Origin of the sequence: Sulfurimicrobium lacus, from assembly GCF_011764585.1 — a bacterium.
GTDB classification, from domain to species: Bacteria; Pseudomonadota; Gammaproteobacteria; order Burkholderiales; family Sulfuricellaceae; genus Sulfurimicrobium; species Sulfurimicrobium lacus.
Genome location: NZ_AP022853.1, coordinates 1,398,750 through 1,421,866, shown reverse-complemented (window position 1 = coordinate 1,421,866; position 23,117 = coordinate 1,398,750). Strand labels below are relative to the sequence as shown.

The following is a 23,117-nucleotide window of genomic DNA, read 5'->3' as shown; positions in this document are numbered from 1 at the left end:
ACGCATCTAATTTACTAATGAACCAGAAATTCACCACTGTTTATCTGGCGACCGCCTTGCTCGCCTGCGGCCTCGTCCTTGCCGCCTTCATCGGGGAGCGCATCAACGACGAACGGCACACCGTCGCAGTTCGCGCCGACGTGCAGAACCACCTCGCCGAAACCCGCGCCCGGCTGGAGGGCAACCTGAACGGCAACATCTCGCTGGTCAAGGGCCTGGTCAGCGTCATCCACCTGCAGCCCAACCTGACGCAGGCCGAATTCGAGCAGGCCGCCCAGCCGCTGTTCCAGGGGCAAACGGGCATCCGCAACATCGGCGCGGCGCCGGACATGGTGATCAGCCTGATGTACCCCCTCAAGGGCAACGAAAAAGCGATCGGCCTCGATTACCGCAAGACACCGAGTCAATCCGCAGCGGCGCAGCAGGCTCGCGATACCCGGCAGATCGTGCTGGCCGGCCCAATCCAGCTGGTGCAGGGCGGCCTGGGCCTTGTCGCGCGGCTGCCGGTCTTCGTTCAGGGAAGCGACGGACAGGAACGTTTCTGGGGTCTGGTGAGCGCAGTCATCGACGCACAGGACCTTTTCCGCAAGAGCGGGCTGATGGCCGACAAACTGACCATGGAGATCAGCATTCGCGGCAAGGACGGCAAGGGTGCAGAGGGCGAGGTGTTTTTCGGCCGCCCCGAACTGTTTGCCGCGAATCCGGTGCTGGCCGACATCCCCTTGCCGCACGGTTCATGGCAGATCGCGGCGATACCTCGCGGCGGCTGGCCGGTCCAGGCGGACAACGTCTGGCTGCTGCGACTGGTTTTCCTGATTCTGATACTGTTGTTGTCGGGCGCCTTCGTCGTGCTCGTTCGCGCGCTGCGCGCGGCCTCATTCGCCCGCCAGCAACTCGAATACATCGCCCATTACGACACGCTGACCAGCCTGCCCAACCGCGTGCTGCTCGCCGACCACCTGCGCCAGGTCATGGCACAGGCCCGGCGGCACGGACACCAGTTGGCGGTGGCCTATCTCGACCTCGACGGTTTCAAGACCATCAACGACAACCACGGACACGAAGTCGGCGACAAGTTGCTGGTCGCGCTCGCTGCCCGCATGAAACAGGCTTTGCGCGAGGGCGACACGCTCGCGCGGCTGGGCGGCGACGAATTCGTGGCGGTGCTGCTCGACCTGCCCGACAAGGAAGCCAGCGCGCCGGTACTCACGCGCCTGCTCGCCGCCGCTGCCCAGCCTGAGCAGGTCGACGACTACACGCTGCAGGTCTCGGCCAGCCTCGGCATCACTTTCTACCCGCAGGCGGAAGACGTCGATGCGGACCAACTGCTGCGCCAGGCCGATCAGGCCATGTATCAGGCCAAGCTGGCCGGCAAGAACCGCTACCACTTCTTCGACGCCGACGAAGACCGCAGCGTGCGCGGCCATCACGAAAGCCTGGAGGGCATCCGGCACGCCCTGGATGCGCGCGAATTCGTGCTTCATTACCAGCCCAAGGTGAATATGCGCACCGGCGAAGTCATCGGGGCCGAGGCACTGATACGCTGGCAGCACCCGCAAAAAGGCCTTCTGCCGCCGGCGGTATTTCTACCCGTGATCGAAGACCATCCGCTGGCCGTCGAACTCGGCGAGTGGGTGATCGCGTCGGCGCTGACCCAGATGGAGCTCTGGCGCGCATCAGGACTGGACCTCCCGGTCAGCGTCAATGTCAGCGCGCGCCAGCTGCAGGAGGCGAACTTCGTCGAGCGCCTGCGGGAACTGCTGGCGCAGCACCCGAGCGTCAAGTGGGGCGACCTCGAACTGGAAGTCCTGGAAACCAGCGCGCTGGAAGATGTTGCGCGGATCTCCCAGGTGATCGAGGACTGCCGAAAAATCGGCGTGACATTTGCCCTGGACGATTTCGGCACCGGCTATTCTTCTTTGACCTACCTGAAACGCCTGCAGGTCGACCTGCTCAAGATCGACCAGAGCTTCGTGCGCGACATGCTCGACGACTCGGACGACCTGGCCATCCTGGACGGCGTGATTGGCCTGTCGGGCGCCTTCCGCCGCCAAGTCATCGCGGAAGGCGTGGAGACCGCGGCTCACGGCGAAATGCTGCTGCGGCTCGGCTGCAAACTCGCCCAGGGTTACGGCATCGCCCGCCCCATGCCACCGCACGAGATGCCCCGCTGGTCGAAAGTCTGGCGGCCCGACCCGGCCTGGACAGACATTTCCGCCGTCAGCCGCGAAGACTTGCCGCTGCTCTTTGCGGGCGTCGAGCACCGCGCCTGGATCGCAGCAATGGAAATCCATCTCAACGACGAGCGTGAAGCCCGGCCGCCCGTGGACCACCGCCTGTGCCGCTTCGGCAGCTGGCTGGAGGGCGAAGGCATGGCCCGCCACGGCACGCATCCGACCTTTCAATCGGTTGAAATCCTGCACTTGCAGGTTCACGCGCTCGCAGTCGAAATGCTGGAACTGCAGGCCCGTGGCCGGAAGCAGGAAGTATTGGCCAGGCTGGGCGAATTGCATGGCCTGCGGGACGCCTTGCTGGAACAGTTGACGGAGCTGGCGCAGAAAACCCCGCAATAAGCGGAAAAAAGGTCGCTCTGCCCGATTCGGGCGGCTTGCTTTCAGGCATGCCGACCGCCAAGAACGCTACCCCGCCGACTGCCTCACCGGAAGCCATATCCTGAAAGTCGTGCCCTTGCCGACTTCGCTTTCCACTTCGATCCTGCCGTGGTGCTTTTCGACGATGCCGTAGGACAGCGACAGCCCCAGCCCGGTGCCCTTGCCTACCGGCTTGGTGGTGAAGAACGGGTCGAAGATGCGCTTGAGGTTTTCCGGCGCGATGCCCTTGCCGTTGTCGGATATCTCGACCCACACCTTGTCGTCCTGCGTCCCGCTGCGGATGGTGATGCGCCCGTGACCGTCCGGGCCGATGGCGTGCGAGGCGTTGACCAGGATGTTCATGAATACCTGGTTGAGCTGGTGCGCCAGGCATTCCACCTGCGGGAGCTCGCCGTATTCCTTGACGACTTCGGAATTGTACTTGAGTTCGTTGTGCACCACGTTGAGCGTGCTGTCGATGCCCTTGTGCAGGTCGACCCACTGCCATTCGGCTTCGTCGACGTGGGAGAAGTCCTTGAGATCCTGCACGATCTGCTTGACCCGCAAGATGCCGTCGCTGGATTCCTTGAGCAGCTCGAAGATGTCCTGCTTGAGGTAGTCCCATTCCGCTTCCCGCTTCAGGGTACGGATTTCTGCCTGCACGTGTGAGTCGCACATGGCGGTTTCGGCTTGTTCGTAGGCGGCCAGCACGTGGAACAGGGTTTGAAGGTATTTCTCCAGCGTGCCAAGGTTGGAGTTGACGTAGCCGATGGGGTTGTTGATCTCGTGCGCCACGCCCGCCGCCAATTGGCCGATGGAGGCCATTTTCTCGGACTGCAGCAGCTGGTTGTGCGCTTCTTCCAGCTTTTTGATCAGTGCCTTCTGCTCCTCTTTTTCCCGCAACAGCGCTTGCTCCGCCTGCGTGCGCGCGGTGATGTCGCGGAAGCTCAGCACCCGTCCCACTTTTTCCTCCCCCTGGGGCGGGGGCAGGCAATAGCGTTCGATCACCCGACCGTCATTGCACTCGAAGGTGTCGTAGCTCTCCTCTTCAGGGTGCTGACACAGATATTCCAGCTTTTCGGTAAAGGCAGCGGGGTCCTTGATCTGGCCCTGCAAATTTTCTATCAAGGTGTCGTGATTCCATAATGCCGCCACCTCGTCCGACACATGCAGCATCTCGACAAAGCGCCGGTTGAAGCGCACGACCCGTGCATCCTTGTCCAGCACCAGGATGCCGTCGGCGGTTGATTCCAGGGTGGCGTCGAGGAGCGAAAGCAGGAATTCGAGCTGGCCCTCGGCCCGTTGCCTGATGGACAACTCGTTGCGCATCTCGTGGTTGCGCTCGGTCAGTTCCCTGGACATCAGGTCGAGCGAGCGCTCGATCAATAGGTGGTCGGCGTCGGCGCTCTCATAGGCAGCGCTAACCGCGGCGAGGAACTGAGACAGATTTTCCGGGATGGCGCCCTGTTCGCCCAGATATCGATCGATCTGACGTTGCAGCAGACGGTGCAAAAGCCTTACCCCTCGCTGAATGTGGTAATGGTCATGGTCTGGTTGTGAAGCTCGCAGCCGGTTACCACGCCCTGGGGACAGATCTCGCCGTAGGAATAAAACCCGGTCAGCACCGCTTGTTCGCCCAACACCGCGCGCACGCCATCGACTTCTTCCTCGATGCGCTGATTAAGGACCAGCTTGCGCCCCACGCAGCTGATCAGGATCGCCAGATCGGGGGAAGCGCCGTCCAGCATTTCATGACTGGCGCTAGCGGCACCGCTAGCGCCGTCCACCAGGCGGTCGAAATTGGCTTTCATCAGGCGGGCATACGAACCCTCCGGCATGTCGCCAGCAAAAGTCATGCTTTGTTCCGCATCGTCGATGCCCAGCACGGTGCGCACCAGGTCGCCCTGCTCGCTGCGCAGCGCCAGGGGGAACAGCAGGGCCGAGGCGGGCAGATCTGCCGCGTGATCGCCCAGGTATTTCTTGTAAAGTTCCAGCGCCGACTGTCCATCAAGTTCATACAAGACGTTGCCCCTTGACTTGGTGATCAGCCGCTCCGCCCCGAACACGTCCCAGCCGCCGAGCGAACCGTAGCCTACGCGCAAGCGCTCGCCGTAAAAACCCAGGGCGGCGATCCGGCCTTCCGCCGGTTCGCTGCCGGCACATACCAGGGTATGGGCGAAACGCCCGCCGTCCCCGGCCAGGCCGCCGGTGACCGCCACCGCTTGCGGCAGATTCTCGCGCAGGCCGCGCGCCAGCTCGCTACCGTTCACCTTGAGGCCGTCCGACAGCACCAGCACATGGACCAGGCCTTCGCGCGCCAGGATTTGGGCCAGGCGCTTGCCGGCAGCGTGGCTCTCGCCCATATCCGCGATATCCGTTTGGGCAGGCGCGATGCGAGCATGTTCGAAACGCACCGCGGTAGCGACAATGGAGTCGTCGCGCACCCGCGTGGCGCATATCTCTCCGGCGGTGGAACAGCCCATGATCAAGGCACCGGGATAGCGCGCCTTGAGCTCGCCCAGACAGGACGCGGAACGTGTCGTATCCGTGCCGCTGAATACCAGCACCCAGTCTGCTGCGCCGTCCAGCGTACCGCTACCTTCCTGCTGCCAGCCTTGGCCTTGGGTCCAGTAACGCTGTTCGATTTTCATGCTGGCTTCCCTTCCTGTAGATGCTGGAGGAACGTTGCTCGCGACAGAGGAACAGCCGATCCCCCCTCGATATCGGCTGACCAAGGAGCCGTCGACCGTTACGACATGGTAATACGGGCCGCCGCCACACGGCAATTGCGGATTTCCCGAAGCGGATTTACATTGAATTCCGACAGAGTGTAAACGAATAACCGAAAGGTCATGTTTGGTAACACTTTCCAAACAATCCAACCGACACAGCAAGTTAGAATTGCCCCATGAGCAGACAACCCTGGATATGGGTCATCGACGACGACCCGGAATTGCGCAAGTTGCTGGACGAATACCTGGTCAACCAGGGCTTCGCGGTGCGCACGCTGGCCGACGGGCGCGACCTGGAACGCCGCCTGAGCCGCGAGCGCCCGGACCTGCTGGTGCTCGACCTGATGATGCCGGGCGACAGCGGGCTCGAGATTTGCGCCCGCCTGCGCGCCTCCGGCGATGACATCCCGATCATCATGCTGACGGCGAAAGGCGACCCCATCGACCGCGTCATCGGCATCGAGATGGGGGCGGACGACTATCTCGGCAAACCCTTCCTGCCGCGCGAACTGACGGCCCGAATCCATTCCGTCTTGCGCCGCCGCGCCCCGCTGCCGGCCGGCGCGCCCATCGCGGACGGCAATACCGTCACCTTTGGCGAGTACAAGCTCGATCTGGCCACCCGCGCGCTGTGGCGCGGCGAGCAGAAAATGGAAATGACCGGGGGAGAATTTTCCCTCCTGGCGGCGTTCGTCACGCACCATCACCAGCCTCTTTCGCGCGAGCGCCTGATCGAACTGGCGCGCGGCCCCGGCTCGGAAACCATCGACCGCAGCATCGACGTGCAGATCTCCCGCCTGCGCAAGCTGATCGAGCCGGACCCGGCAAAGCCGCGCTATATCCAGACCGTCTGGGGCTTCGGCTACGTGTTCGTGCCGGACACGGCCGAGAGCGCCGCATGAAGCGTTTTACCGGTTCGCTCTACGCGCAGCTGACGCTGGTTTTGCTGGTCGCGTTGGGGGCGAGTTTCGCCACCATGTACTGGCTATTTCTCTCTCACCTGGAGGACTCGCGCAACAACAATTTTGCGCGCTCCCTGGTGGTACAGATTCATCTGGTAGAAGAGTTGCTGCGCACCCATCCGGCATCGAGTCTCCCCGCGAACGTCGGTGTCCGGATCACCCGCAATCCACCTGTGCAAGCCCCTGAGATGGCCGGCGAAACCGCACGCCGCCTGCCTTTCCTGAAAATGCGCCTGAGCGAGGAACTGCACAGGAACGTGGAAGTGGTAGCTTCAAGGGAGCCCTTCGCCGGCCTCTGGATAACCTTGCGGGCGGAGCGCGCGCAGGCGCCGCAATGGATGTTCTTCCCTACGCCCCGGTCGCATACGCGCCTGGGCGATCCGCTGCTGCGCGTATTTCTGGTGGGCTTTACGGTTTTTTTCGCCGGCGGCATGCTGCTGCTGTGGCGCATCCAGCGCCCCCTGAAGCGCCTGAGCAGCGCTCTCGAAGCGGTCGGCCAATCGAATCGCCTCACCACGCTGCCGGTTTCCGGGGTCGGGGAAATCCGCATTCTGGGCGAACGCTACAACGAGATGGTGGAACGCCTCAGGCGTTATGAGGAGGATCGCGCCACCATGCTTGCCGGCGTATCACACGATTTGCGCACACCGCTTACGCGCCTGCGCCTACTGGTGGAACTGGCGCAAAGCTCCCGCAGCGGCGAGATGCTGCAGAATCTGGACGACATCGGACGCATTACCGATCAATTTCTGGATTACGCGCGCGGCAACAACAACGAAGCGTTCGAGCAACGCGACCTGGCGCTGTTCGTCGAGGAAGTCGCCGCGCCTTATGGCGCAGAAGGCGTGTCGGTCTCCAGCGCCCAGGACGACATCGTCCTTCCGCTGCGCGCCAATTCGCTGCGGCGCGCCCTCGTCAACCTGATCGAAAACGCCATCGAATACGGCAGCCCGCCCATATCGATCAGGACATTCCAGTCTGACGGAGCGGCGATCATCTCGGTCGAGGATTCCGGCAGCGGCATCGCCCCCGAACTGATTCCATACGCCTTGCGCCCGTTCTCCCGGCTCGACCATTCGCGCGGCGGGAAAGGCCATTGCGGACTGGGGCTGGTCATCGCCGCAAAAATTGCCGAAGAGCATGGCGGCAGGCTGGAACTGAGCAAACGCGCCAGCGGCGGACTGATCGCCGCGATCCACTTGCCGGTCGGCTCACGCTGACAGGTGCGAGTTCGGCGTCGGAAACAACTGGTCACGATTTCAGCCTGACCAGTCACATTTGGTTTGCAACTTCGCAATAGGATGTCCTTCAAGGTGAAGTCCGGAACGGATCACCCCTTATCCCTTCAATATTTCAGGAGTACATCATGACTAAAAAATGGAAACTTTCGCTGGCTTCGGTCGCGGCCGTTTTCGGCCTGGGCATCATGTTCAGCAGCAGTGTGATGGCGAACATGCCGCGTCACCCGGACGGGACAGATTTCATGCCCATGCGCGCCATTCACGACAAGCTGAACCTGAGCGAAGCGCAGGAAAAAACCTGGCAGGCCCTGTCGCAGGAAGGGCGTACCTTACGCGATGGAATGCGCAAGGAACACGAGGAAATGAAAGCCCAGCTTAAACAGGAACTAGACAAGAGCGAGCCCAATTTCGCCGCTGTAGCCGCGAAGTCCGACAAGCTAGCCGACGAACGCACCGGGAAAATGCGCCACATGCGCGACGAGTGGATCAAGTTCTATGACGCGCTCACGCCCGCGCAAAAGATCATCGTCAGGGATGAAATGAAAGCCCGCCTGAGCAAGGCGGATAAACGCTGGGATCGCATGAAGCAGAGACGGGAAAAATCCGGCCCGAACTAAAGGTCGACCAGAAAAGTCCAACTTCCGAGGCAAGGCGGGCAGCTATAATGTTGGCTGCCAAGCAACGGCTCATGTTCTCACGAACGTGAGCCTTTCTCATCCTCGCGCCAGGGATAAAGATGTCGACCAATCTGCCAGCGGGTTTATCCGCTTCTCTCCTCAGGGCTGTTTTTGCCGTTGCGCTGGTTTTCCTCGCCGCGTGCAGCGGCAAGGACAGCGCGGCGAACAAGGGGAAGAACGCCAAGCAGCCGCCCGTGCCGGTCGTCACGGCACAGGTCACGCGCAAAACGCTGCCTGACCAGATCCACGCCGTCGGCAACATCGAAGCTTATGCCACGGTACAGGTCAAATCGCGCGTGGACGGCGAAATCACGCGCGTCCACTTCAAGGAAGGCGACACGGTGCGCAACGGGCAAAGCCTGTTCACCATCGACCCCCGCCCGCTCCGCGCCCAGGTCGACCTGGCCTCTGCCAACCTGGCACGGGATACCGCGCAACTGGACAACGCCCGCGCCCAGGAACGCCGCTACCAGAACCTGCTCGACCAACACTTCATTTCCAGGGAGATGTACGCGCAGATCCGCACTACAGCCGAATCCTCGGCCGCGGTGGTGCAAGCCGACGAGGCCGCGCTCAAGAGCGCCCGCCTGCAGCTCGACTACAGCGAAATCCGCTCGCCCATCGACGGCGTGACCGGCGCGCTGAAAGTACAAGGCGGCAACCTGGTCAAAGCCAACGATATCCCGCTGCTGGTGGTCAACCAGGTGAGCCCGATTTACGTCACTTTTTCGGTCACGGAACAGCAACTGCCGCGCATCCGGCAACTGCTGGCGGAGGGAAAAAAGCTGCCGGTCGAAGCCATCCCTTCGCGCCGGGCCGGGGTGCCGGAGGCCGGCAAACTCTCTTTCGTGGACAACACGGTGGATACCACCACCGGCACCATCAAGCTCAAGGGGATTTTCGCCAACACCGGCAGGACCCTGTGGCCGGGCCAGTTTGCCGATGTCACCCTGACGCTGGGCGAGTTGCGCGATGCGCTGGTCGTCCCGGCCCAGGCGGTGCAGACCGGCCCGGATGGGCCGTTCGTCTACGTCGTCAGCAAGGACAAGACAGCTGAACTGCGCAAGGTAAAAACAGATCGCACCCTGGCGGGCGAAACAGTGATCGGCAGCGGCTTGCAGACAGGCGAAACGATCGTCGTCGACGGCCAGATGCGCCTCAAGCCGGGCGCCAGGATCGTGGCCAAACCGGCTCCCTGAGACGATCTTGAACTTCTCCGAACTATTCATCCGCCGCCCGGTGATGACCACCCTGGTCATGCTGGGCATACTGTTGTTCGGCGTCATGGGTTACCGCCTGCTGTCGGTGAGCGCGCTGCCCAACGTCGACTTCCCCACCATCCAGGTCTCCGCCAACCTGCCTGGCGCGGCGGCGGACACCATGGCCTCGGCGGTCGCCACCCCGCTGGAGAAGGAGTTCTCCACCATCGCCGGGCTGGACTCGATGAATTCCACCAGCGCCCAGGGCCTGACGCAGATCACCCTGCAGTTCAACCTGTCGCGCGACATCGACGCGGCGGCGCAGGACGTCCAGTCGGCCATCGCGCGGGCACTGCGCCAGCTACCTTCGGAAATGACCACGCCGCCCTCGTTCCGCAAGGTCAACCCGGCCGATGCGCCGGTCTTCTACCTCGCGCTCACCTCCGACGCCCTGCCCCTCTCGCAAGTGGACGAATACGCCGAAACGCTCATCGCCCAACGCCTTTCCATGCTGGACGGGGTGGCCCAGGTGCAGGTTTTCGGCACGCAGAAATACGCCGTGCGCGTCCAGCTCGACCCGAGCACACTGGCCTCGCGCGGCATCGCCCTGAGCGACGTGGCGCAGGCGGTGGCGAGCGCCAACGTCAACAAGCCCACCGGCACCCTGTACGGCCCGAACAAGGCCTATACCATACAGGCGGCCGGCCAGCTCACCGACGCCAACGCCTTCCGACCGCTCATCGTCGCTTACCGCAACGGCGCGCCGGTGCGCCTCGAACAGCTCGGCCGCGTCACCGACAGCGTGCAGTCGGACAAGATCGCCGCCTGGTACAAGGACAAGCGCGGCATCGTGCTCGCCATCCAGCGCCAGCCGGGCACCAACACCGTCGAGGTCGTCAATTCCATCAAAAAACTGCTGCCCACGCTGGAAGCGCAGATTCCGGCCGGCGTCAGCGTGAACATCCTGTACGACCGCTCCGAGTCGATCCGCGACTCGGTCAATGACGTGCAGTTTTCGCTGGTGCTGGCGCTGTGCCTGGTGGTGCTGGTGATTTTCCTGTTCCTGCGCAACCTGCCGTCCACCATCATTCCCAGCCTGGCGCTGCCGATTTCCATCGTCGGCACCTTCGCCGTGATGTACCTGCTCAACTATAGCCTCGACAACCTGTCGCTGATGGCGCTCACGCTGTCGGTGGGCTTCGTGGTGGACGACGCCATCGTGATGCTGGAGAACATCACCCGCCACGTCGAGAACGGCGAAAGCATCATGGAGGCCGCCCTCAAGGGCTCGCGCGAAATCGGCTTCACCATCCTGTCCATGACCCTGTCGCTGGCGGCCGTTTTCATCCCGGTGATGTTCATGGGCGGCGTGCTGGGCCGGCTGCTGCACGAATTCGCGGTCACCATCATCACCGCGGTGCTGGTGTCCGGCTTCGTCTCCCTCACCCTGACGCCGATGCTGTGCAGCCGCTTCCTCACCCCGCCCTCCCAGGCGCACCACGGCCGCATGTACGCCTGGTCGGAAGCCTTTTTCGACGGCATGCGCAACTTCTACCAGGCCACGCTGGCGTTCTCGCTGCGCCACCGCCGCACCGTGCTCGCCCTCTACCTCGTCATCCTGGCGCTCACCGGCTACCTGTTCTACACCATGCCCAAGGGCTTCCTGCCGAGCGAGGACACCGGCCAGATTTTCGCCTTCACCGAGGCCGCGGAAGACATCTCCTTCGAATCCATGGCGCGCCACCAGCGGGCCGTCGCCGCGATCGTGCAGCAGGACCCCAACATCGACGGTTTCATGTCCGCCATCGGCGCCGGCGGGTCCAGCCTCTCGGGCAACACCGGCCGCATGTTCATCCGCCTCAAACCGCGCTCGGAGCGGGTCTCGGCGGACGAAGTGATCGAGGAGCTCAAACCCAAGCTCGCCACCGTGCCGGGCATTCGCGTGTTCCTGCAGAACCTGCCCACCATCCGCATCGGCGGCCAGCTCACCAAGAGCCAGTACCAGTTCACCCTGCAGGACGCCGACCTGAAAGAGCTGTACCGGTGGGTACCGCAGATCGAAGCCAAGCTGCACACCCTGCCGGACCTGCAGGACGTCACCAGCGACCTGCAGATCAAGAACCCGCAGGTTTCGGTTTCCATCCTGCGCGACCAGGCCTCGGCGCTCGGCGTCACGCCGGAGGCCATCGAAACCACACTCTACAACGCCTATGGTTCGGGCCAGGTTTCCACCATCTACACCCCCACCAACCAGTACTGGGTGATGATGGAACTGATGCCGCAATACCAACTCGACCCGGACGCTCTCTCCCTGCTCTACGTGCGCTCCAGCAACGGCGGCCTGGTGCCGCTCAACGCCGTGGCCCGGGTGACCCCGTCCATCGGGCCGCTGACCATCAACCACCTCGGCCAACTACCCTCGGTGACCATTTCCTTCAACCTCAAGCCGGGCGTCGCGCTGGGCGAAGGCATCGCCAAGGTCAACGCCGCCACCACCGAAATGCGCATCCCCGCCACCATCGCCACCAGCTTCCAGGGCGCCGCCCAGGTGTTCCAGTCCTCGTTGCAGGGCATGGGCATCTTGCTGCTGCTGGCGGTCCTGGTGATCTACCTGGTGCTGGGCGTGCTCTACGAGAGCTTCATCCACCCCGTCACCATCCTCTCCGGCATCCCCACCGCCGGCCTGGGTGCCCTGCTGACGCTGCTGCTGTTCGGCCACGACCTCAACATGTACGCCTTCGTCGGCATCATCATGCTGGTCGGCATCGTCAAGAAAAACGCCATCATGATGATCGACTTCGCCATCGAAGCCGAGCGCAGGGACGGCAAATCCGCCTACGACGCCATTTTCCAGGCCTGCCTGATCCGCTTCCGCCCCATCATGATGACCACCATGGCGGCGCTCATGGGCAGCCTGCCGATCGCCCTGGGCCTGGGCGCCGGTTCCGAAGCCCGCCGCCCGCTGGGCCTGGCGGTGGTGGGCGGACTGCTGGTTTCGCAGGTGCTGACGCTGTACATCACGCCGGTGATTTATCTGTATTTCGAGAAACTGCAGAAACGCCTTGGTTCGTGGCGCGCGAAGAAGGCGACGGAACCTGCGGCCGAGCGCGTTTAAGCCACAGCCTCACGTCGGGGGGAGCATACAATGGCCATTCGAGTTGTAAGACTGGGATCCGCAAGGAGCGAGAATGAAGGCATTCGCATCGGGACCGTGCGCCGACCACCGCGCGGGGTACCGAAAGCCAATTTCGCTTCACACAACTGGTACGACGTGTGGTTTCCCAATCTGGCGCCAAGTATCGAAACCATGAAACTGGCACAAGCGGCGAAAACACCCGCCCAGTGGGCCGCGTTCGCCAAGAAGTACCGTGCGGAGATGGAAACGCCGGAGCATAGTCACGCGATCGAACTGCTCGCCGTGCTCTCTCATCAGACCAACTTCTCGGTTGGTTGCTACTGCGAAAACGAAGCACACTGCCATCGTTCGATACTCCGAGCGCTGCTGATCGAGAAAGGCGCCAAGGTCGAAGATCTGAATTACCACTAGGAGAGGATCATGCGGATGCATAAACCGCCCCATCCAGGCGAAATACTGAAGAAAGACGTGCTGCCGGAACTAGGCCTCACGGTGGGAGAGTTCGCGGCTCACCTGGGCGTGTCTCGCCCTCACCTTTCCAATCTGCTGAATCAGCGCGCAGGCATCACGGCTGAAATGGATCTCAAAATTTCCGAAGCACTTGGCCAACTCCCTGGTTTGTGGATTAGGATGCAGGCCACCTATGATCTCTGGCAAGCGGAACAAGCACCACGCCAGCATGTGGCGCCGCTGCGCAAGGCGGCATAAAGAAGCTACCAAATGCCCGCGGAGGGCGCACCTCCGAAGGGTATTCCGCCGTGAAATGCCAAATGCGATTCACCCGCATATGCCCCAGTCCCGGTCGGACGAACATGCAGAATATTGTCAGGTTGTGTAGAATTACACTCTCTCGATAGAGGAAATAACCATGCCCTCCGCAACCGCCGCCACTCCCCAAAAAAAGTCAGCGAAACTCGCACGCGCTCGCGCCGTCGCATCCGCGGGTAGCCAGCTTCTCACCGGCCAAGCGCTCCTGGATGACATGGAAGCGTATCGCAAGAAAGTTGCGGCCACGCCAGATTCGGCGCGTAGTTTTCTGACCCGCCTGGGCGTCATGACTCCCAGCGGCAAGGTCAAGAAACTGATACGTGGCTAACCCCTGGGCGCTGTATCAGCGCTCCCCTTCTTTCGTGCTCGGTTTTCACGGCACGGAAAAGTCGCTCGTCGATGAGGTCATCGCGGGCAAAACAACCCATCTCAAGAAATCTGACGGCAAGTACGAATGGCTTGGCCACGGCGTCTATTTCTGGGAAAACGACCCGCAACGCGGGCTGGAATGGGCGAACAGCGGCAACGCGAAGAAAAAAATCGAAAATCCGGCTGTGGTTGGCGCCGTCATCGACCTGGGCCGGTGTCTGGACCTGACCACCCGCATGGGGCTGGATGAAGTCGCGGAAGCCTACGCCACGCTGCACGATTCTTATGCCAAGGCAGGACTGCCATTGCCACTCAACACAGGCGGCACGGACCAGTTCAAACGCGAGCTGGATTGCCAGGTGATTCAGACGCTGCACCTGTATCGCCAGGAAAACGGGCTGCCGCCCTATGACTCCGTGCGCGCACCGTTCCAGGAAGCTGACCCTCTCTATGAAGGCGCCGGTTTCCGGATTCGCAACCACATCCAACTCGCGATTATCAACACCGATTGCATCAAGGGTTACTTCCGGCCGATCATGAGCGCGTAGGGAAGGTTGCCCACAAAGAAAGCAAGGGCGCCATGCCAGATTACAGTTGCGCCTGACATTTGGGCGGAACTTATTTCTTTACCGTCAATCTGTTGCAACAGCAGGGAAGCGATCTGCTGACCCAGCATTTTGAGACGCTGCGGAAAGCGATTCGCGCTGGTTCCATATACCGCAAACGGTTTCTTTCCGTCATCCCCTTCCTAAGGAGGCTGCAATGTCAGACAAATTCAAAATTGGTGACATCGTTCAATTGAAGTCCGGTGGTCCAAGAATGACGGTGACACGCGTAGAAAAAGCACACTCTGGAGAATCCAAAATTCACACGACTTGGTTTGTTGAGAGCAAACCGGAAAACAGCGTGTTCCCATTCGATGCCATCGCTTTCTGTAAAGAAGAACAGTCGGAAGACCCTGAGGTTTAGCATATTAAGTATGAGCAGCGCGTCATTTTGCTGTTCAATAGCTGCTTTTTAAGCATATTGTTATCGATAGATTCGAGGAGAATCATGGGTATCAGACAACGTGTATTAGATGCGGAGCTTCTTTGGAATTCGAATCAGAGAGAAGGTGCTTGGATTCAGGCCATGATTGCCACAGCAGCGTCCGCCAGGAAACGCTATCCGAAGCCAATTTCTGACAGCGAGTCGTTCAAACGTTACATTAGAGATATTGGTTGGACGATCTTTACTGGCAACCCTAAACCACCAAACCTTCAAACTGGACATGTGCTGTTTAAATTTGGCGAGAGATCATTCGAAGACATTCTGTACAAGGATTACCGGTGTTCGTGGATACATGAGGCAGCCCTCGATAATGCCGGACTAAGCGAAAGTAAAGTCAAAGGAAATGCGATAATAGAGACACTTGTGGTCGGAGCAAATACCCAACTCCCTGATCATTGGGTACTGAATATACTTAATGCAATTCGTTGGTCTCCTGAGAACGCAAATGAATTCGATGAGAAGTAAGGGGAACTCGGGGGGTGTCTTGACATATCAGTTTCCATACCTGAGATGAGCCGCAATGAAACCCACAATCCCCGATGACACGAGGGAACAAGTTCCAGAAAGAAACTAGTGCGCCCCAGCCCCCGCTTCCTTCGCCGCCGGCTGTGCCGGCCGTGCGACCCAAACCAGCAGCATGAGGCCGACGAACATCAGCGACGAGAGCCAGAAAATCTCGTTGGTGGCGAGCATCACCGCCTGCTGCTGCATGCTGCGCTCCAGCATGGCGTAGCTGGCCGAAAGCTGCTGCTCCAGCCCGCCCAGGGTGGCCAGCGCATCGTGGGTGACGGGCGAGAAATCCGTCACGCGTTCGGCCATCAGTTCGTGGTGGTAGGCGGCACGGCGGTCCCACAGGGTGATGCTGAGCGAGGTGCCGAAGCTGCCGGCGAGGATGCGGATGAAGTTGGACATGCCGGTGGCGCTGGCGAGCAGGCGCGGCGGGATGTCGGACAGGGTGAGCGACATCAGCGGCACGAAGAAGGCCGATACGCCGATGCCCATGAGCAGGCGCGGGATCACCAGTTGCCAGAAGGTGACGTCGGTATTGAAATGGCTGTTCCAGTACGACACCGCGGCAAACACGGCGAAGCTGAAGCTGGCCCAGATTCTCAGGTCGAGCCTGTGCATGTACTTGCCCACCAGCGGCGAGAAGAAGATCGACAGGATGCCCACCGGCGCCGCCGCCATGCCGGCCCAGGTCGCGGTGTAGCCCATCTGGGTCTGCAGCCACAGCGGCAGGATCACCACGTTGCCGAAGAACACCAGGTAGCCGATGCTCAGGGTGGCGACCCCGATGAGGAAATTGCGGTTGCCGAACAGGTGGAGATCGACGACGGGATGGTCTTCGGTCAGTTCCCAGGCAATGAGGAAAGCCAGCGCCACCACGCTGACCACCGCCAGCACCAGGATTTGCTTCGACTCGAACCAGTCCAGCTCGTTACCCTTGTCGAGCAGGATTTGCAGGGCGCCGATGCCGAGCACCAGCAGGAACAAGCCGACCTTGTCCACCGGGACGTTCGCCCGCTCCGACTCGCGCCCGCGCAACAGGCGCCAGGTAAGGAAGGAAGAGAAGATTCCGACCGGGATGTTGATGTAGAAAATCCACGGCCAGCTGATGTTGTCGGTGATCCAGCCGCCCATGATCGGCCCCATGATCGGCGCCACCATCACGGTGATGGACCACAGCGCCAGGGCCAGGCCCTTCTTCTCGCTGGGATAGTTCGACAGCAGCAAAGCCTGCGAGAGCGGGATCATCGGTCCCGCCACGGCCCCCTGCAGCACCCGCGCGGCGATCAGCAGCGGCAGGTTGGGCGCCAGCCCGCACAGCCAGGAAGCCAGCGTGAACAGCAGCGTGGACAGGGCGAACAGGCGCACCTGGCCGAAGCGGCGCGACAGCCAGCCGGTGAGCGCGAGCGCGATGGCGTTGCTGACGGCGAACGAGGTGATGACCCAGGTGCCCTGGTTGGGGCTCACCGCCAGGTCGCCGGAGATGGCGGGCAGCGAGACGTTGGCGATGGAGGTATCGAGCACCTGCATGAAGGTGCCCAGCCCAAGCGCCAGGGTCAGCAGGACAAGGGCAAAGCCGTGCAGCGGCGGCAGCGTGTCCGGCTTCACGGCGTTTATTTCGCCTGCTGCAGGTTGGCCGCGACGATCTCGCGGATACGCTGCCCGGCTGCCTTCTCGTCGTCGCCATACACCGCCGTCTCATAGCGCGGGCCGCTGGGTGAAACGCTGGCGAGCGACTCGCCGGAGGCATCTTTGGTTTCCACCTGCGCCTTCATCGACAGGCCGATGCGCAGCGGGTGCTTGGCCACTTCGGCGGGGTCCAGCACGATGCGTACCGGCAAGCGCTGCACGATCTTGATCCAGTTGCCGCTGGCGTTCTGCGGCGGCAGGAGGGAAAACACGCTGCCGGTGCCGGCCCCCAGCCCCGCCACCTTGCCGTGCAGCGTCACCCCGCTGCCGTACAGGTCGGACTGCAGTTCGACCGCCTGGCCGATGCGCATGCGCTGCAGCTGGTCTTCCTTGAAGTTGGCCTCGACCCACACCTGTCGCAGCGGCACCACCACCATCAGGGCGGTGCCGGGCGCCGCCTGCTGACCGACCTGCACCGCACGCTTGGCCACGTAGCCGCTTTCCGCCGCGCGGATCTCGCAGCGGCCGAGGTTGAGAAAGGCCTCGCGCACCTGCGCTTCCGCCTGCATCACGGCGGGATGGTGCGCGACGTCGGTATGCGCCACCTGCGCCAGCGCGCCTTCGAGCTGGCTGTTGGCAAGCCGCAGTTCGGACTGGGCGCGTTTCAGCGCCGACCCGCTGTGCTCGCGCTCCTCGCGCGACACGGCCTCGTCCGCCGCCGCGCCGCCGCGCCGCGCCGCATCGGCCTCGGCCTGGCGCAGGCTTTCCTGTTTGATCGCGACGTTGGCGCGGTCCTGCTCCACGGCGCTGAACATCTGCCGCACCTGGCGTACCGTTTCCGCCAGGCGGGATTCGGCGGCGGACAGGGCAACGCGGGCGTCGGCATCGTCCAGCCGCACCAGCAGCTGGCCGCGCTGCACCAGGTCGGTGTCGTCGGCGTAAACCGCCACCACCGTGCCGGCGATGCGCGGCGTGACGCGGATCAGGTTGCCGGCGACGTAGGCGTCGTCGGTGGTTTCGTGGTGGCGGCCGTGAATCCACCAGTACACGCCGTAGCCCAGCCCGAGCAGGAAAAAGCCCAGGGTCAGGACCAGCAGCGCGCGGCTGCGCTTGGCTGAATTATTGTTGGGTGCTTCAGACATTGTTTTTACTCCCGGTTCGATTCGTGCCCGCCGCCCAGCGCGACGAACAGCGCCGCCATGGCGCGCTTGCGGTCGGCTTGCAGCTTCGATTCACGCGCGTGTTGCGCAAGTGCGGCGATCTCGCCGTCCAGCAGCGGCAGACGGTCGCTCAGTCCGCTGGCGAAACGCTGCGCCTGCAGATGCTGCGCGCGTTCCGCGCTGACAGTGGCGCTGAGCTGCAAACGCTCCCGCGCGTCGAGCGCGCTTACCCGCGCCAGCGCGTCCGCCACCTGGCTTGCCGCGACGATCAGCGCCAGGTTGTACTGCGCCGCAGCGGCGGCATATTCGGCTTCGCGCATGCCCAGGTTGGTGCGCAGCGTGCGCACGTTGAACAGGGGGATATGCACGGCGGGCCCGAACGAGCCGTACCAGCTCTTCGCCGTGAGCCAGTTGCCGAGATCGATGCTTTGCAGGCCGAGCAGCAGGCGCAAATCGACGTTCGGGTAGAAATCCGCCCTGGCCCCTTCGATGCGCTGCGCCGCCGCTTCGGCGCGCCATTTCAGCGCGACCAGGTCGGGCCGCTGCGCCAGCCAGTCGAGCGGCAATTTTTGCGGCAGCGGGAAAGGTGCGGCGGGAGTCAGCACCGGTTCGTCCAGTCCTGCCGCCCAGTCGGGGCCGTTGCCGGTCAGCGCGGCGAGACGGTCGCGCAGGATGCGGGACTGCGTTTCGAGATCCTTGAGCTTGTCCTGTTCCTCGGCCAGCAGCACTTCCATCTGGCTGGAAGGCAGCGCCGAATCGATGCCGCGCTTCAGCCGCGACCCCGCCAGGCGCAACACCATGCGGCGCTTGTCCACGGTCTGTCGAGCCAGCTTGGATCTGGCAACGACATCCTGCCAGTCGAAATAAGCGTCGGCCACTTCGCCGCCCAGCGCCAGCTCGGCCGCGCTGCGTTCCGCCTCGGCCGCCCGGCTTTCGCCCACGGCGGACCGCAGCAGGGCGCGGTTCTTGCCCCACCAGTCGAACGCATAGGCGGCGCCGACGGAAATGTCGCCTTCGTTCAAAGTGCTGCCGCCCATGGGCGGCGGGAACAAGCCGTTCTCGCTCAAGTGCTGGCGCACCACCGTGGCATCGCTGTTGTAGCGGATTCCGGATTCGAGTTCCACCAGGTGCGCAGCTTGCCGCGCCCGGTCGATGCGCGCCTGCGCCGTCGCCAGGGTCGGGCTGTCGCGCAGCGCCATTTCCACCAGCGCATCGAGCGCTTTGTCGTCGAAGGCACGCCACCACGCGCGCTCCGGCCAGGCCGCGCGCGTGAAGGCTGGGTCGCCGGCAGTCGCGGCCAATATCTGCTGCAGCGCCGTCTTTGCGATCTCGGGCCGGGGCGGCGAAACGGCAGGGAGCGGCGCGCAGCCGACCAGAACGACCGCGCTCAACAGCGAAATACTGGATTTAGCAGGCATGTTCATCGCCATCCACCTGTCCGATTCGTGACAGCAGCTTGCGCAGCAAGTTTCCGGTCAGCGCGATCTCCTCGGGGGAAAACCCGGCCCACAGGCGGTCGATCCGTTCCCAGTTGCGCGGCAGAATTTTTTCGATCAGCGCCGTGCCGGCGGGCGTCAGGGAGAGTTCGACGCGGCGCCGGTCTGCGCTGCTGCCCTGACGTTCGACCCAGCCATTCTCGACCAGTTCGTCAGTCAGGCGGGTAATGTTGGCGCGCGAGGAGAGCAGCGCCTCGCTCAGCTTGCACGGGTTGAGCATGTTGCCCTCGCTGGAATAAATCATGATCAGGGCGATGTAATGGGTGTTGTTGAGGCCATAGGCGGCGAGGAAGTGATTGGCGCTGTCTTCCAGCGCCTTGTAAACGTAGAAGAACATCCGCGTCAGCGTGACGTTTTCGACCGGCATGCCCGGATTCCGCTCCGCCACGCGGCGAATCCTTTCCTCGAACGGGGTGAACTGGTTATCCATGCTGAAGCGCGATCCATGTGTTTTGGTCGAAAAAATACTACCACAAGGAATAGTTCACATGTTAACCACATGCCGTGCAAAGCAGCCTGCTGTAGCCGCGACCTACGCATATTACCCGATTGTTTTTGTCGACTATTGTGTTATACCTATGCGGTATTCCACCCAAAGGAGGACCGCATCATGTCCGATCATATTTCGCTGGTGGCCACGTTCGCGAACCGCAACGTCGCCGAGGACACCGTCAGGAAACTACGCAAATCGGGGCTGGACAATGCCCAGCTTTCCATCGTCAGCAAGGACCGAGAACGCTTCGCGCAGGACGTGGAAGGTGCAATCGTCGTCGGCAGGCTGGACGAACTGGAAGACAAACAGGCCGGCTGCATCCCGCCGGATAACCTGGTCAACTACGAAGCTGAACTGAGTGCGGGCCGGGTGCTCGCCGTCGTACACGGTTCGCCCGAGGATATCGCCCAGGCCAAGAGCATCATCGACCTGCACCATCCCGAGAGCTGGAACGGCAAGGTCGGCTGCTCCGTTTATTACGGATGTTATGACTGACTTTCGGTAACACCGCCCAGGGACCGGAAGCCGGCCCCTCGGCGGTATTCACTCCGTCAGCCCGTGCTCCAGGCGCGCGGGCGCTTCATCCCGGCGATCCGGCACGACTGCTTGACGTAGCCGTAGGGGAACAGCTCGAAAAGCTTGTTGCGTGAATCCGCGCCCAGGCGCCCGGCCAGGTGCTTGATCACGAAGCGGGCATCGGGCGCGACCTGGTGCTCTTCGTAATAAGCCCGCATGAAACGGATCACATCCCAGTGGTCCTCGTTGAGATCGATTTTTTCCTGGCGGGCGAATTCCTCGGCCAACTCTTCGCTCCAGTCCTGCGGCTCAACCAGGTAACCCTCGGCATCGATTTCCGGCAGTTTGGTAAAAGCATCCATCATCCACCTCCACTTATTAAGCGCAATGAACGAGATGTTCACGGCAATAATATATATCACGTTTTGATATTATCACAATATGATATTGCAGCCGCGCGAAAATAAATTTAGTATCGGTTCATGAAAAAAACCACGCTCGGCAAAAGGGATTTCGAAACCCTCTCGCATTTCCGCTACCAGCTGCGCCGCTTCCTGCGCTTCAGCGAGGAAATCACGCTAGAGCACGGCGTCACCCACCTGCAGTACCTGCTGCTGCTGCACATCAAGGGCTACCAGGGCAGGGAGTGGGCAACCGTCGGCGAACTGGCGGAACGCTTGCAATCCCATCACCACGGGGTAGTTTCTCTGGTTTCCCGCTGCGAGAAACTGGGCCTGGTATATCGGGAAAAAGGCAAGGTCGACCGGCGCGAGGTAGAAGTTCACCTCACCCCTGCGGGCGAGAACGTCGTGGAAGAACTGGCGCGCCTGCACCGCGACGAACTGCTTAACCTGCAAGGCATATTCCAGGTCCCCGGCGTGCTGGATCTGGCGAAGGACGACGCCAGCGAGCAAGCGCCAGCGGCAAAGCCGGACTGATAACAGTACGACCTTGAGAGTCAGTTCTGACGCTTGACATTTTGTTCTAATCAGAACTATATTGTTCTAACTAGAACTTAATTGAGCCGGACATGACCCCAGCTGCATTCCTGCCCGTATTGCGCGAACTGGCCACAGCCTACCAGGCCTTCGAGGGCTATTCATCGGCACACATCCGCACGCTGGACCTGACCCCGGCGCAGTTCGACATCATCGCCACGCTGGGCAACACCCCTGGCATGCCGCTCAACGAACTGGGCGCCAAGACCCTGATCACCAAGGGAACGCTGACGGGCGTGGTCGACCGTCTGAGCGGCAAGCAACTGGTGGAGCGCAGCGCTTCTCCCAGCGACGGTCGCAGCCAGATCGTCCAGCTCACACCGCAAGGAGAGACGCTGTTCGAACGCATCTTTCCGGCCCATCTTGCACACATGCAGCAGGCATTCGCGGAACTCTCGGCCGAAGAACTGGTCGTTATGGAAACAAGTATGCGCCGCCTGCGCGATGCCTTCACCGCCGCACTAACCCGATCGGATAAAGCGCCATGAACCAGCCTGCCCGCTATACCAACACGGCCATCGGCCTGCACTGGCTGATCGCCTTGATCATCTTCGCCACTTTCCCGCTCGGGCTAGTGATGGGCGACATGGAGACTTCACCGCTCAAGCTCAAGCTCTTCAGCTACCATAAATGGATCGGCGTCACCATTTTCCTGCTGGCCGTAGGGCGCCTCGCGTGGCGCGCGGGCCACACGCCGCCGCCCCTGCCCGACACCATGCCGCCCTGGCAACGGCGTGCCGCAAACGGCCTGCACCATATGCTTTACCTGCTGCTGTTCGCCATTCCGCTCAGCGGCTGGCTGATGAGTTCGGCCGAGGGTTTCCAGACCGTATACTTCGGCGTGCTGCCGCTGCCGGACTTGATCGGCAAAAACAAACTGCTGGGCGATGTACTCTCTGACGTGCATGAGACACTAAATTACATCATGCTGGCACTGGTGGTATTACACATCGGTGCCGCGCTTAAGCACCACTTCATCGATCGCGACGACATCCTCGCCCGCATGTTGCCCTTCCTCAACAAGGAGAAACAGGAATGATCCGCCTGCTCGCCGCTCTTGCCCTGCTCGTTAGCGCTACCGTTCATGGCGCGGAACTCCACAACGTACAACTCGACAAAAGCACCATCGCCTTCGTCTCGAAACAGATGAACGTCCCGGTAGAAGGTACGTTCAGAAAATTCAGCGCGCAAATCACCATGGACCCGGTCAGGCCCGAAGCCGGGCGCGCCCGCATCGACATCGAGCTGGCCAGCATCGATGCCGGCAGCGAGGAAGCGAATGACGAGGTCAAAGGCAAGAACTGGTTCAGCGTGCGCGAATTCCCCAAAGCCAGCTTCGTCTCCGGATCAGTCAAGGCGTTAGGCGGCGGCCGCTACGAGGCCAGCGGCAAGATGACCATCAAGGGCAAAACGCTGGATGCTCGCGCACCCTTCACCCTTAAACAATTAAATGGCGCGCTGATCCTGGACGGTGCCTTCCCGCTCAAACGCCTCGACTACGGCATCGGCGCCGGCGTATGGAGCGACACCTCGGTGGTCGCCGACGAAGTCCAGGTCAAGTTCCATTTCGTATTGAAGTAAACCCAACCCCCA

Annotated in this window: 24 protein-coding genes; 17 read left to right on the top strand and 7 right to left on the bottom strand. The window is 62.0% G+C overall.

Going from position 1 to position 23,117, the window contains the following annotated elements; genetic code table 11:
• Positions 1-17: 17 nt before the first annotated feature.
• Positions 18-2,573, top strand: coding sequence for an EAL domain-containing protein (locus tag SKTS_RS07145; RefSeq protein ID WP_198420444.1), 2,556 nt, complete (start codon positions 18-20; stop codon positions 2,571-2,573).
• Between the two features lie 66 nt (positions 2,574-2,639).
• Here SKTS_RS07145 and SKTS_RS07140 read toward each other — a convergent pair whose 3' ends face one another.
• Positions 2,640-4,103: an ATP-binding protein gene (locus SKTS_RS07140; RefSeq protein ID WP_188200240.1), complete on the bottom strand. Its 1,464-nt coding sequence runs from the start codon at positions 4,101-4,103 to the stop codon at positions 2,640-2,642.
• 5 nt (positions 4,104-4,108) lie between these two features.
• A complete protein-coding gene (locus SKTS_RS07135) occupies positions 4,109-5,242 on the bottom strand; it encodes an FIST signal transduction protein (protein WP_173062401.1) in 1,134 nt (377 codons plus the stop codon).
• Positions 5,243-5,499: 257 nt separating this feature from the next.
• Between SKTS_RS07135 and ompR the strand changes: the two genes are divergently transcribed.
• The 11 genes from ompR to SKTS_RS07080 all read left to right on the top strand — a co-directional run bounded on the left by ompR (position 5,500) and on the right by SKTS_RS07080 (position 15,190).
• Positions 5,500-6,225, top strand: a complete 726-nt coding sequence (ompR, locus tag SKTS_RS07130) for an osmolarity response regulator transcription factor OmpR (protein ID WP_173062397.1) — start codon at positions 5,500-5,502, stop codon at positions 6,223-6,225.
• A complete protein-coding gene (locus SKTS_RS07125; protein ID WP_173062381.1) occupies positions 6,222-7,505 on the top strand; it encodes an ATP-binding protein in 1,284 nt (427 codons plus the stop codon). The genes ompR and SKTS_RS07125 overlap by 4 nt, the downstream gene beginning before the upstream one ends.
• Positions 7,506-7,651: 146 nt before the next feature.
• Complete coding sequence (locus SKTS_RS07120; protein WP_173062378.1) at positions 7,652-8,143, top strand: Spy/CpxP family protein refolding chaperone; 492 nt, start codon at positions 7,652-7,654, stop codon at positions 8,141-8,143.
• A 119-nt stretch (positions 8,144-8,262) separates the two neighbouring features.
• Positions 8,263-9,402: an efflux RND transporter periplasmic adaptor subunit gene (locus SKTS_RS07115; protein ID WP_173062375.1), complete on the top strand. Its 1,140-nt coding sequence runs from the start codon at positions 8,263-8,265 to the stop codon at positions 9,400-9,402.
• Positions 9,403-9,409: 7 nt separating this feature from the next.
• Positions 9,410-12,517 carry an efflux RND transporter permease subunit gene (locus SKTS_RS07110; protein WP_173062372.1) on the top strand — a complete coding sequence of 1,036 codons (3,108 nt, stop codon included), beginning with the start codon at positions 9,410-9,412 and terminating at the stop codon, positions 12,515-12,517.
• A 30-nt stretch (positions 12,518-12,547) separates the two neighbouring features.
• Positions 12,548-12,949 (top strand): DUF488 domain-containing protein, encoded by a 402-nt coding sequence (locus tag SKTS_RS07105; RefSeq protein ID WP_173062369.1) that lies wholly within the window; start codon positions 12,548-12,550, stop codon positions 12,947-12,949.
• Positions 12,950-12,958: 9 nt separating this feature from the next.
• Positions 12,959-13,246 (top strand): HigA family addiction module antitoxin, encoded by a 288-nt coding sequence (locus tag SKTS_RS07100; protein WP_173062366.1) that lies wholly within the window; start codon positions 12,959-12,961, stop codon positions 13,244-13,246.
• A 160-nt stretch (positions 13,247-13,406) separates the two neighbouring features.
• A complete protein-coding gene (locus tag SKTS_RS07095) occupies positions 13,407-13,634 on the top strand; it encodes a hypothetical protein (protein WP_173062362.1) in 228 nt (75 codons plus the stop codon).
• Entirely contained in the window at positions 13,627-14,223 is a 597-nt protein-coding gene (locus tag SKTS_RS07090; RefSeq protein ID WP_198420443.1) for a hypothetical protein, read from the top strand. Before SKTS_RS07095 ends, SKTS_RS07090 begins: the two co-directional genes overlap by 8 nt.
• 214 nt (positions 14,224-14,437) lie before the next feature.
• Positions 14,438-14,644: a YodC family protein gene (locus SKTS_RS07085; RefSeq protein ID WP_173062360.1), complete on the top strand. Its 207-nt coding sequence runs from the start codon at positions 14,438-14,440 to the stop codon at positions 14,642-14,644.
• Between the two features lie 84 nt (positions 14,645-14,728).
• Complete coding sequence (locus SKTS_RS07080) at positions 14,729-15,190, top strand: hypothetical protein (protein ID WP_173062357.1); 462 nt, start codon at positions 14,729-14,731, stop codon at positions 15,188-15,190.
• 105 nt (positions 15,191-15,295) lie between these two features.
• Here SKTS_RS07080 and SKTS_RS07075 read toward each other — a convergent pair whose 3' ends face one another.
• From SKTS_RS07075 to SKTS_RS07060, 4 genes are read right to left on the bottom strand one after another with little or no spacing between them, the layout of a single operon-like run.
• Positions 15,296-16,840: a DHA2 family efflux MFS transporter permease subunit gene (locus SKTS_RS07075; RefSeq protein ID WP_244617468.1), complete on the bottom strand. Its 1,545-nt coding sequence runs from the start codon at positions 16,838-16,840 to the stop codon at positions 15,296-15,298.
• Positions 16,841-16,845: 5 nt separating this feature from the next.
• Entirely contained in the window at positions 16,846-18,003 is a 1,158-nt protein-coding gene (locus tag SKTS_RS07070) for an HlyD/EmrA/EmrK family protein (RefSeq protein WP_173062354.1), read from the bottom strand.
• Positions 18,004-18,008: 5 nt separating this feature from the next.
• Complete coding sequence (locus tag SKTS_RS07065) at positions 18,009-19,439, bottom strand: efflux transporter outer membrane subunit (RefSeq protein WP_173062340.1); 1,431 nt, start codon at positions 19,437-19,439, stop codon at positions 18,009-18,011.
• Positions 19,429-19,947 carry a MarR family transcriptional regulator gene (locus tag SKTS_RS07060; RefSeq protein WP_173062337.1) on the bottom strand — a complete coding sequence of 173 codons (519 nt, stop codon included), beginning with the start codon at positions 19,945-19,947 and terminating at the stop codon, positions 19,429-19,431. The genes SKTS_RS07065 and SKTS_RS07060 overlap by 11 nt, the downstream gene beginning before the upstream one ends.
• Positions 19,948-20,127: 180 nt before the next feature.
• Here SKTS_RS07060 and SKTS_RS07055 point away from each other — a divergent pair, with 180 nt between their 5' ends.
• The gene (locus tag SKTS_RS07055; protein WP_173062334.1) at positions 20,128-20,505 is read left to right on the top strand and encodes a hypothetical protein; all 378 of its coding nucleotides are present in this window, start codon (positions 20,128-20,130) and stop codon (positions 20,503-20,505) included.
• A 56-nt stretch (positions 20,506-20,561) separates the two neighbouring features.
• On the opposite strand, the gene SKTS_RS07050 is transcribed toward SKTS_RS07055, so the two are convergent.
• Positions 20,562-20,891, bottom strand: a complete 330-nt coding sequence (locus tag SKTS_RS07050) for a TusE/DsrC/DsvC family sulfur relay protein (RefSeq protein ID WP_173062331.1) — start codon at positions 20,889-20,891, stop codon at positions 20,562-20,564.
• Positions 20,892-21,008: 117 nt separating this feature from the next.
• On the opposite strand from SKTS_RS07050, the gene SKTS_RS07045 reads away from it, so the two are divergent.
• From SKTS_RS07045 to SKTS_RS07030, 4 genes are all read left to right on the top strand, one after another.
• Positions 21,009-21,464 carry a MarR family winged helix-turn-helix transcriptional regulator gene (locus SKTS_RS07045; RefSeq protein WP_173062328.1) on the top strand — a complete coding sequence of 152 codons (456 nt, stop codon included), beginning with the start codon at positions 21,009-21,011 and terminating at the stop codon, positions 21,462-21,464.
• 92 nt (positions 21,465-21,556) lie between these two features.
• The gene (locus SKTS_RS07040) at positions 21,557-22,012 is read left to right on the top strand and encodes a MarR family winged helix-turn-helix transcriptional regulator (protein WP_173062325.1); all 456 of its coding nucleotides are present in this window, start codon (positions 21,557-21,559) and stop codon (positions 22,010-22,012) included.
• Complete coding sequence (locus SKTS_RS07035; protein ID WP_173062322.1) at positions 22,009-22,563, top strand: cytochrome b; 555 nt, start codon at positions 22,009-22,011, stop codon at positions 22,561-22,563. The genes SKTS_RS07040 and SKTS_RS07035 overlap by 4 nt, the downstream gene beginning before the upstream one ends.
• Complete coding sequence (locus tag SKTS_RS07030) at positions 22,560-23,105, top strand: YceI family protein (RefSeq protein WP_173062319.1); 546 nt, start codon at positions 22,560-22,562, stop codon at positions 23,103-23,105. Before SKTS_RS07035 ends, SKTS_RS07030 begins: the two co-directional genes overlap by 4 nt.
• Positions 23,106-23,117 lie beyond the last annotated feature (12 nt).

What these genes read in the sequence shown, in the direction of transcription:
- SKTS_RS07145 (WP_198420444.1), top strand. Translation starts at nt 18, where the DNA reads ATGAACCAGAAATTCACCACTGTTTATCTGGCGACCGCCTTGCTCGCC.
- SKTS_RS07135 (WP_173062401.1), bottom strand. Translation starts at nt 5,242, where the DNA reads ATGAAAATCGAACAGCGTTACTGGACCCAAGGCCAAGGCTGGCAGCAG.
- ompR (WP_173062397.1), top strand. Translation starts at nt 5,500, where the DNA reads ATGAGCAGACAACCCTGGATATGGGTCATCGACGACGACCCGGAATTG.
- SKTS_RS07125 (WP_173062381.1), top strand. Translation starts at nt 6,222, where the DNA reads ATGAAGCGTTTTACCGGTTCGCTCTACGCGCAGCTGACGCTGGTTTTG.
- SKTS_RS07120 (WP_173062378.1), top strand. Translation starts at nt 7,652, where the DNA reads ATGACTAAAAAATGGAAACTTTCGCTGGCTTCGGTCGCGGCCGTTTTC.
- SKTS_RS07115 (WP_173062375.1), top strand. Translation starts at nt 8,263, where the DNA reads ATGTCGACCAATCTGCCAGCGGGTTTATCCGCTTCTCTCCTCAGGGCT.
- SKTS_RS07105 (WP_173062369.1), top strand. Translation starts at nt 12,548, where the DNA reads ATGGCCATTCGAGTTGTAAGACTGGGATCCGCAAGGAGCGAGAATGAA.
- SKTS_RS07100 (WP_173062366.1), top strand. Translation starts at nt 12,959, where the DNA reads ATGCGGATGCATAAACCGCCCCATCCAGGCGAAATACTGAAGAAAGAC.
- SKTS_RS07095 (WP_173062362.1), top strand. Translation starts at nt 13,407, where the DNA reads ATGCCCTCCGCAACCGCCGCCACTCCCCAAAAAAAGTCAGCGAAACTC.
- SKTS_RS07085 (WP_173062360.1), top strand. Translation starts at nt 14,438, where the DNA reads ATGTCAGACAAATTCAAAATTGGTGACATCGTTCAATTGAAGTCCGGT.
- SKTS_RS07080 (WP_173062357.1), top strand. Translation starts at nt 14,729, where the DNA reads ATGGGTATCAGACAACGTGTATTAGATGCGGAGCTTCTTTGGAATTCG.
- SKTS_RS07070 (WP_173062354.1), bottom strand. Translation starts at nt 18,003, where the DNA reads ATGTCTGAAGCACCCAACAATAATTCAGCCAAGCGCAGCCGCGCGCTG.
- SKTS_RS07065 (WP_173062340.1), bottom strand. Translation starts at nt 19,439, where the DNA reads ATGCCTGCTAAATCCAGTATTTCGCTGTTGAGCGCGGTCGTTCTGGTC.
- SKTS_RS07060 (WP_173062337.1), bottom strand. Translation starts at nt 19,947, where the DNA reads ATGGATAACCAGTTCACCCCGTTCGAGGAAAGGATTCGCCGCGTGGCG.
- SKTS_RS07055 (WP_173062334.1), top strand. Translation starts at nt 20,128, where the DNA reads ATGTCCGATCATATTTCGCTGGTGGCCACGTTCGCGAACCGCAACGTC.
- SKTS_RS07050 (WP_173062331.1), bottom strand. Translation starts at nt 20,891, where the DNA reads ATGATGGATGCTTTTACCAAACTGCCGGAAATCGATGCCGAGGGTTAC.
- SKTS_RS07045 (WP_173062328.1), top strand. Translation starts at nt 21,009, where the DNA reads ATGAAAAAAACCACGCTCGGCAAAAGGGATTTCGAAACCCTCTCGCAT.
- SKTS_RS07040 (WP_173062325.1), top strand. Translation starts at nt 21,557, where the DNA reads ATGACCCCAGCTGCATTCCTGCCCGTATTGCGCGAACTGGCCACAGCC.
- SKTS_RS07035 (WP_173062322.1), top strand. Translation starts at nt 22,009, where the DNA reads ATGAACCAGCCTGCCCGCTATACCAACACGGCCATCGGCCTGCACTGG.
- SKTS_RS07030 (WP_173062319.1), top strand. Translation starts at nt 22,560, where the DNA reads ATGATCCGCCTGCTCGCCGCTCTTGCCCTGCTCGTTAGCGCTACCGTT.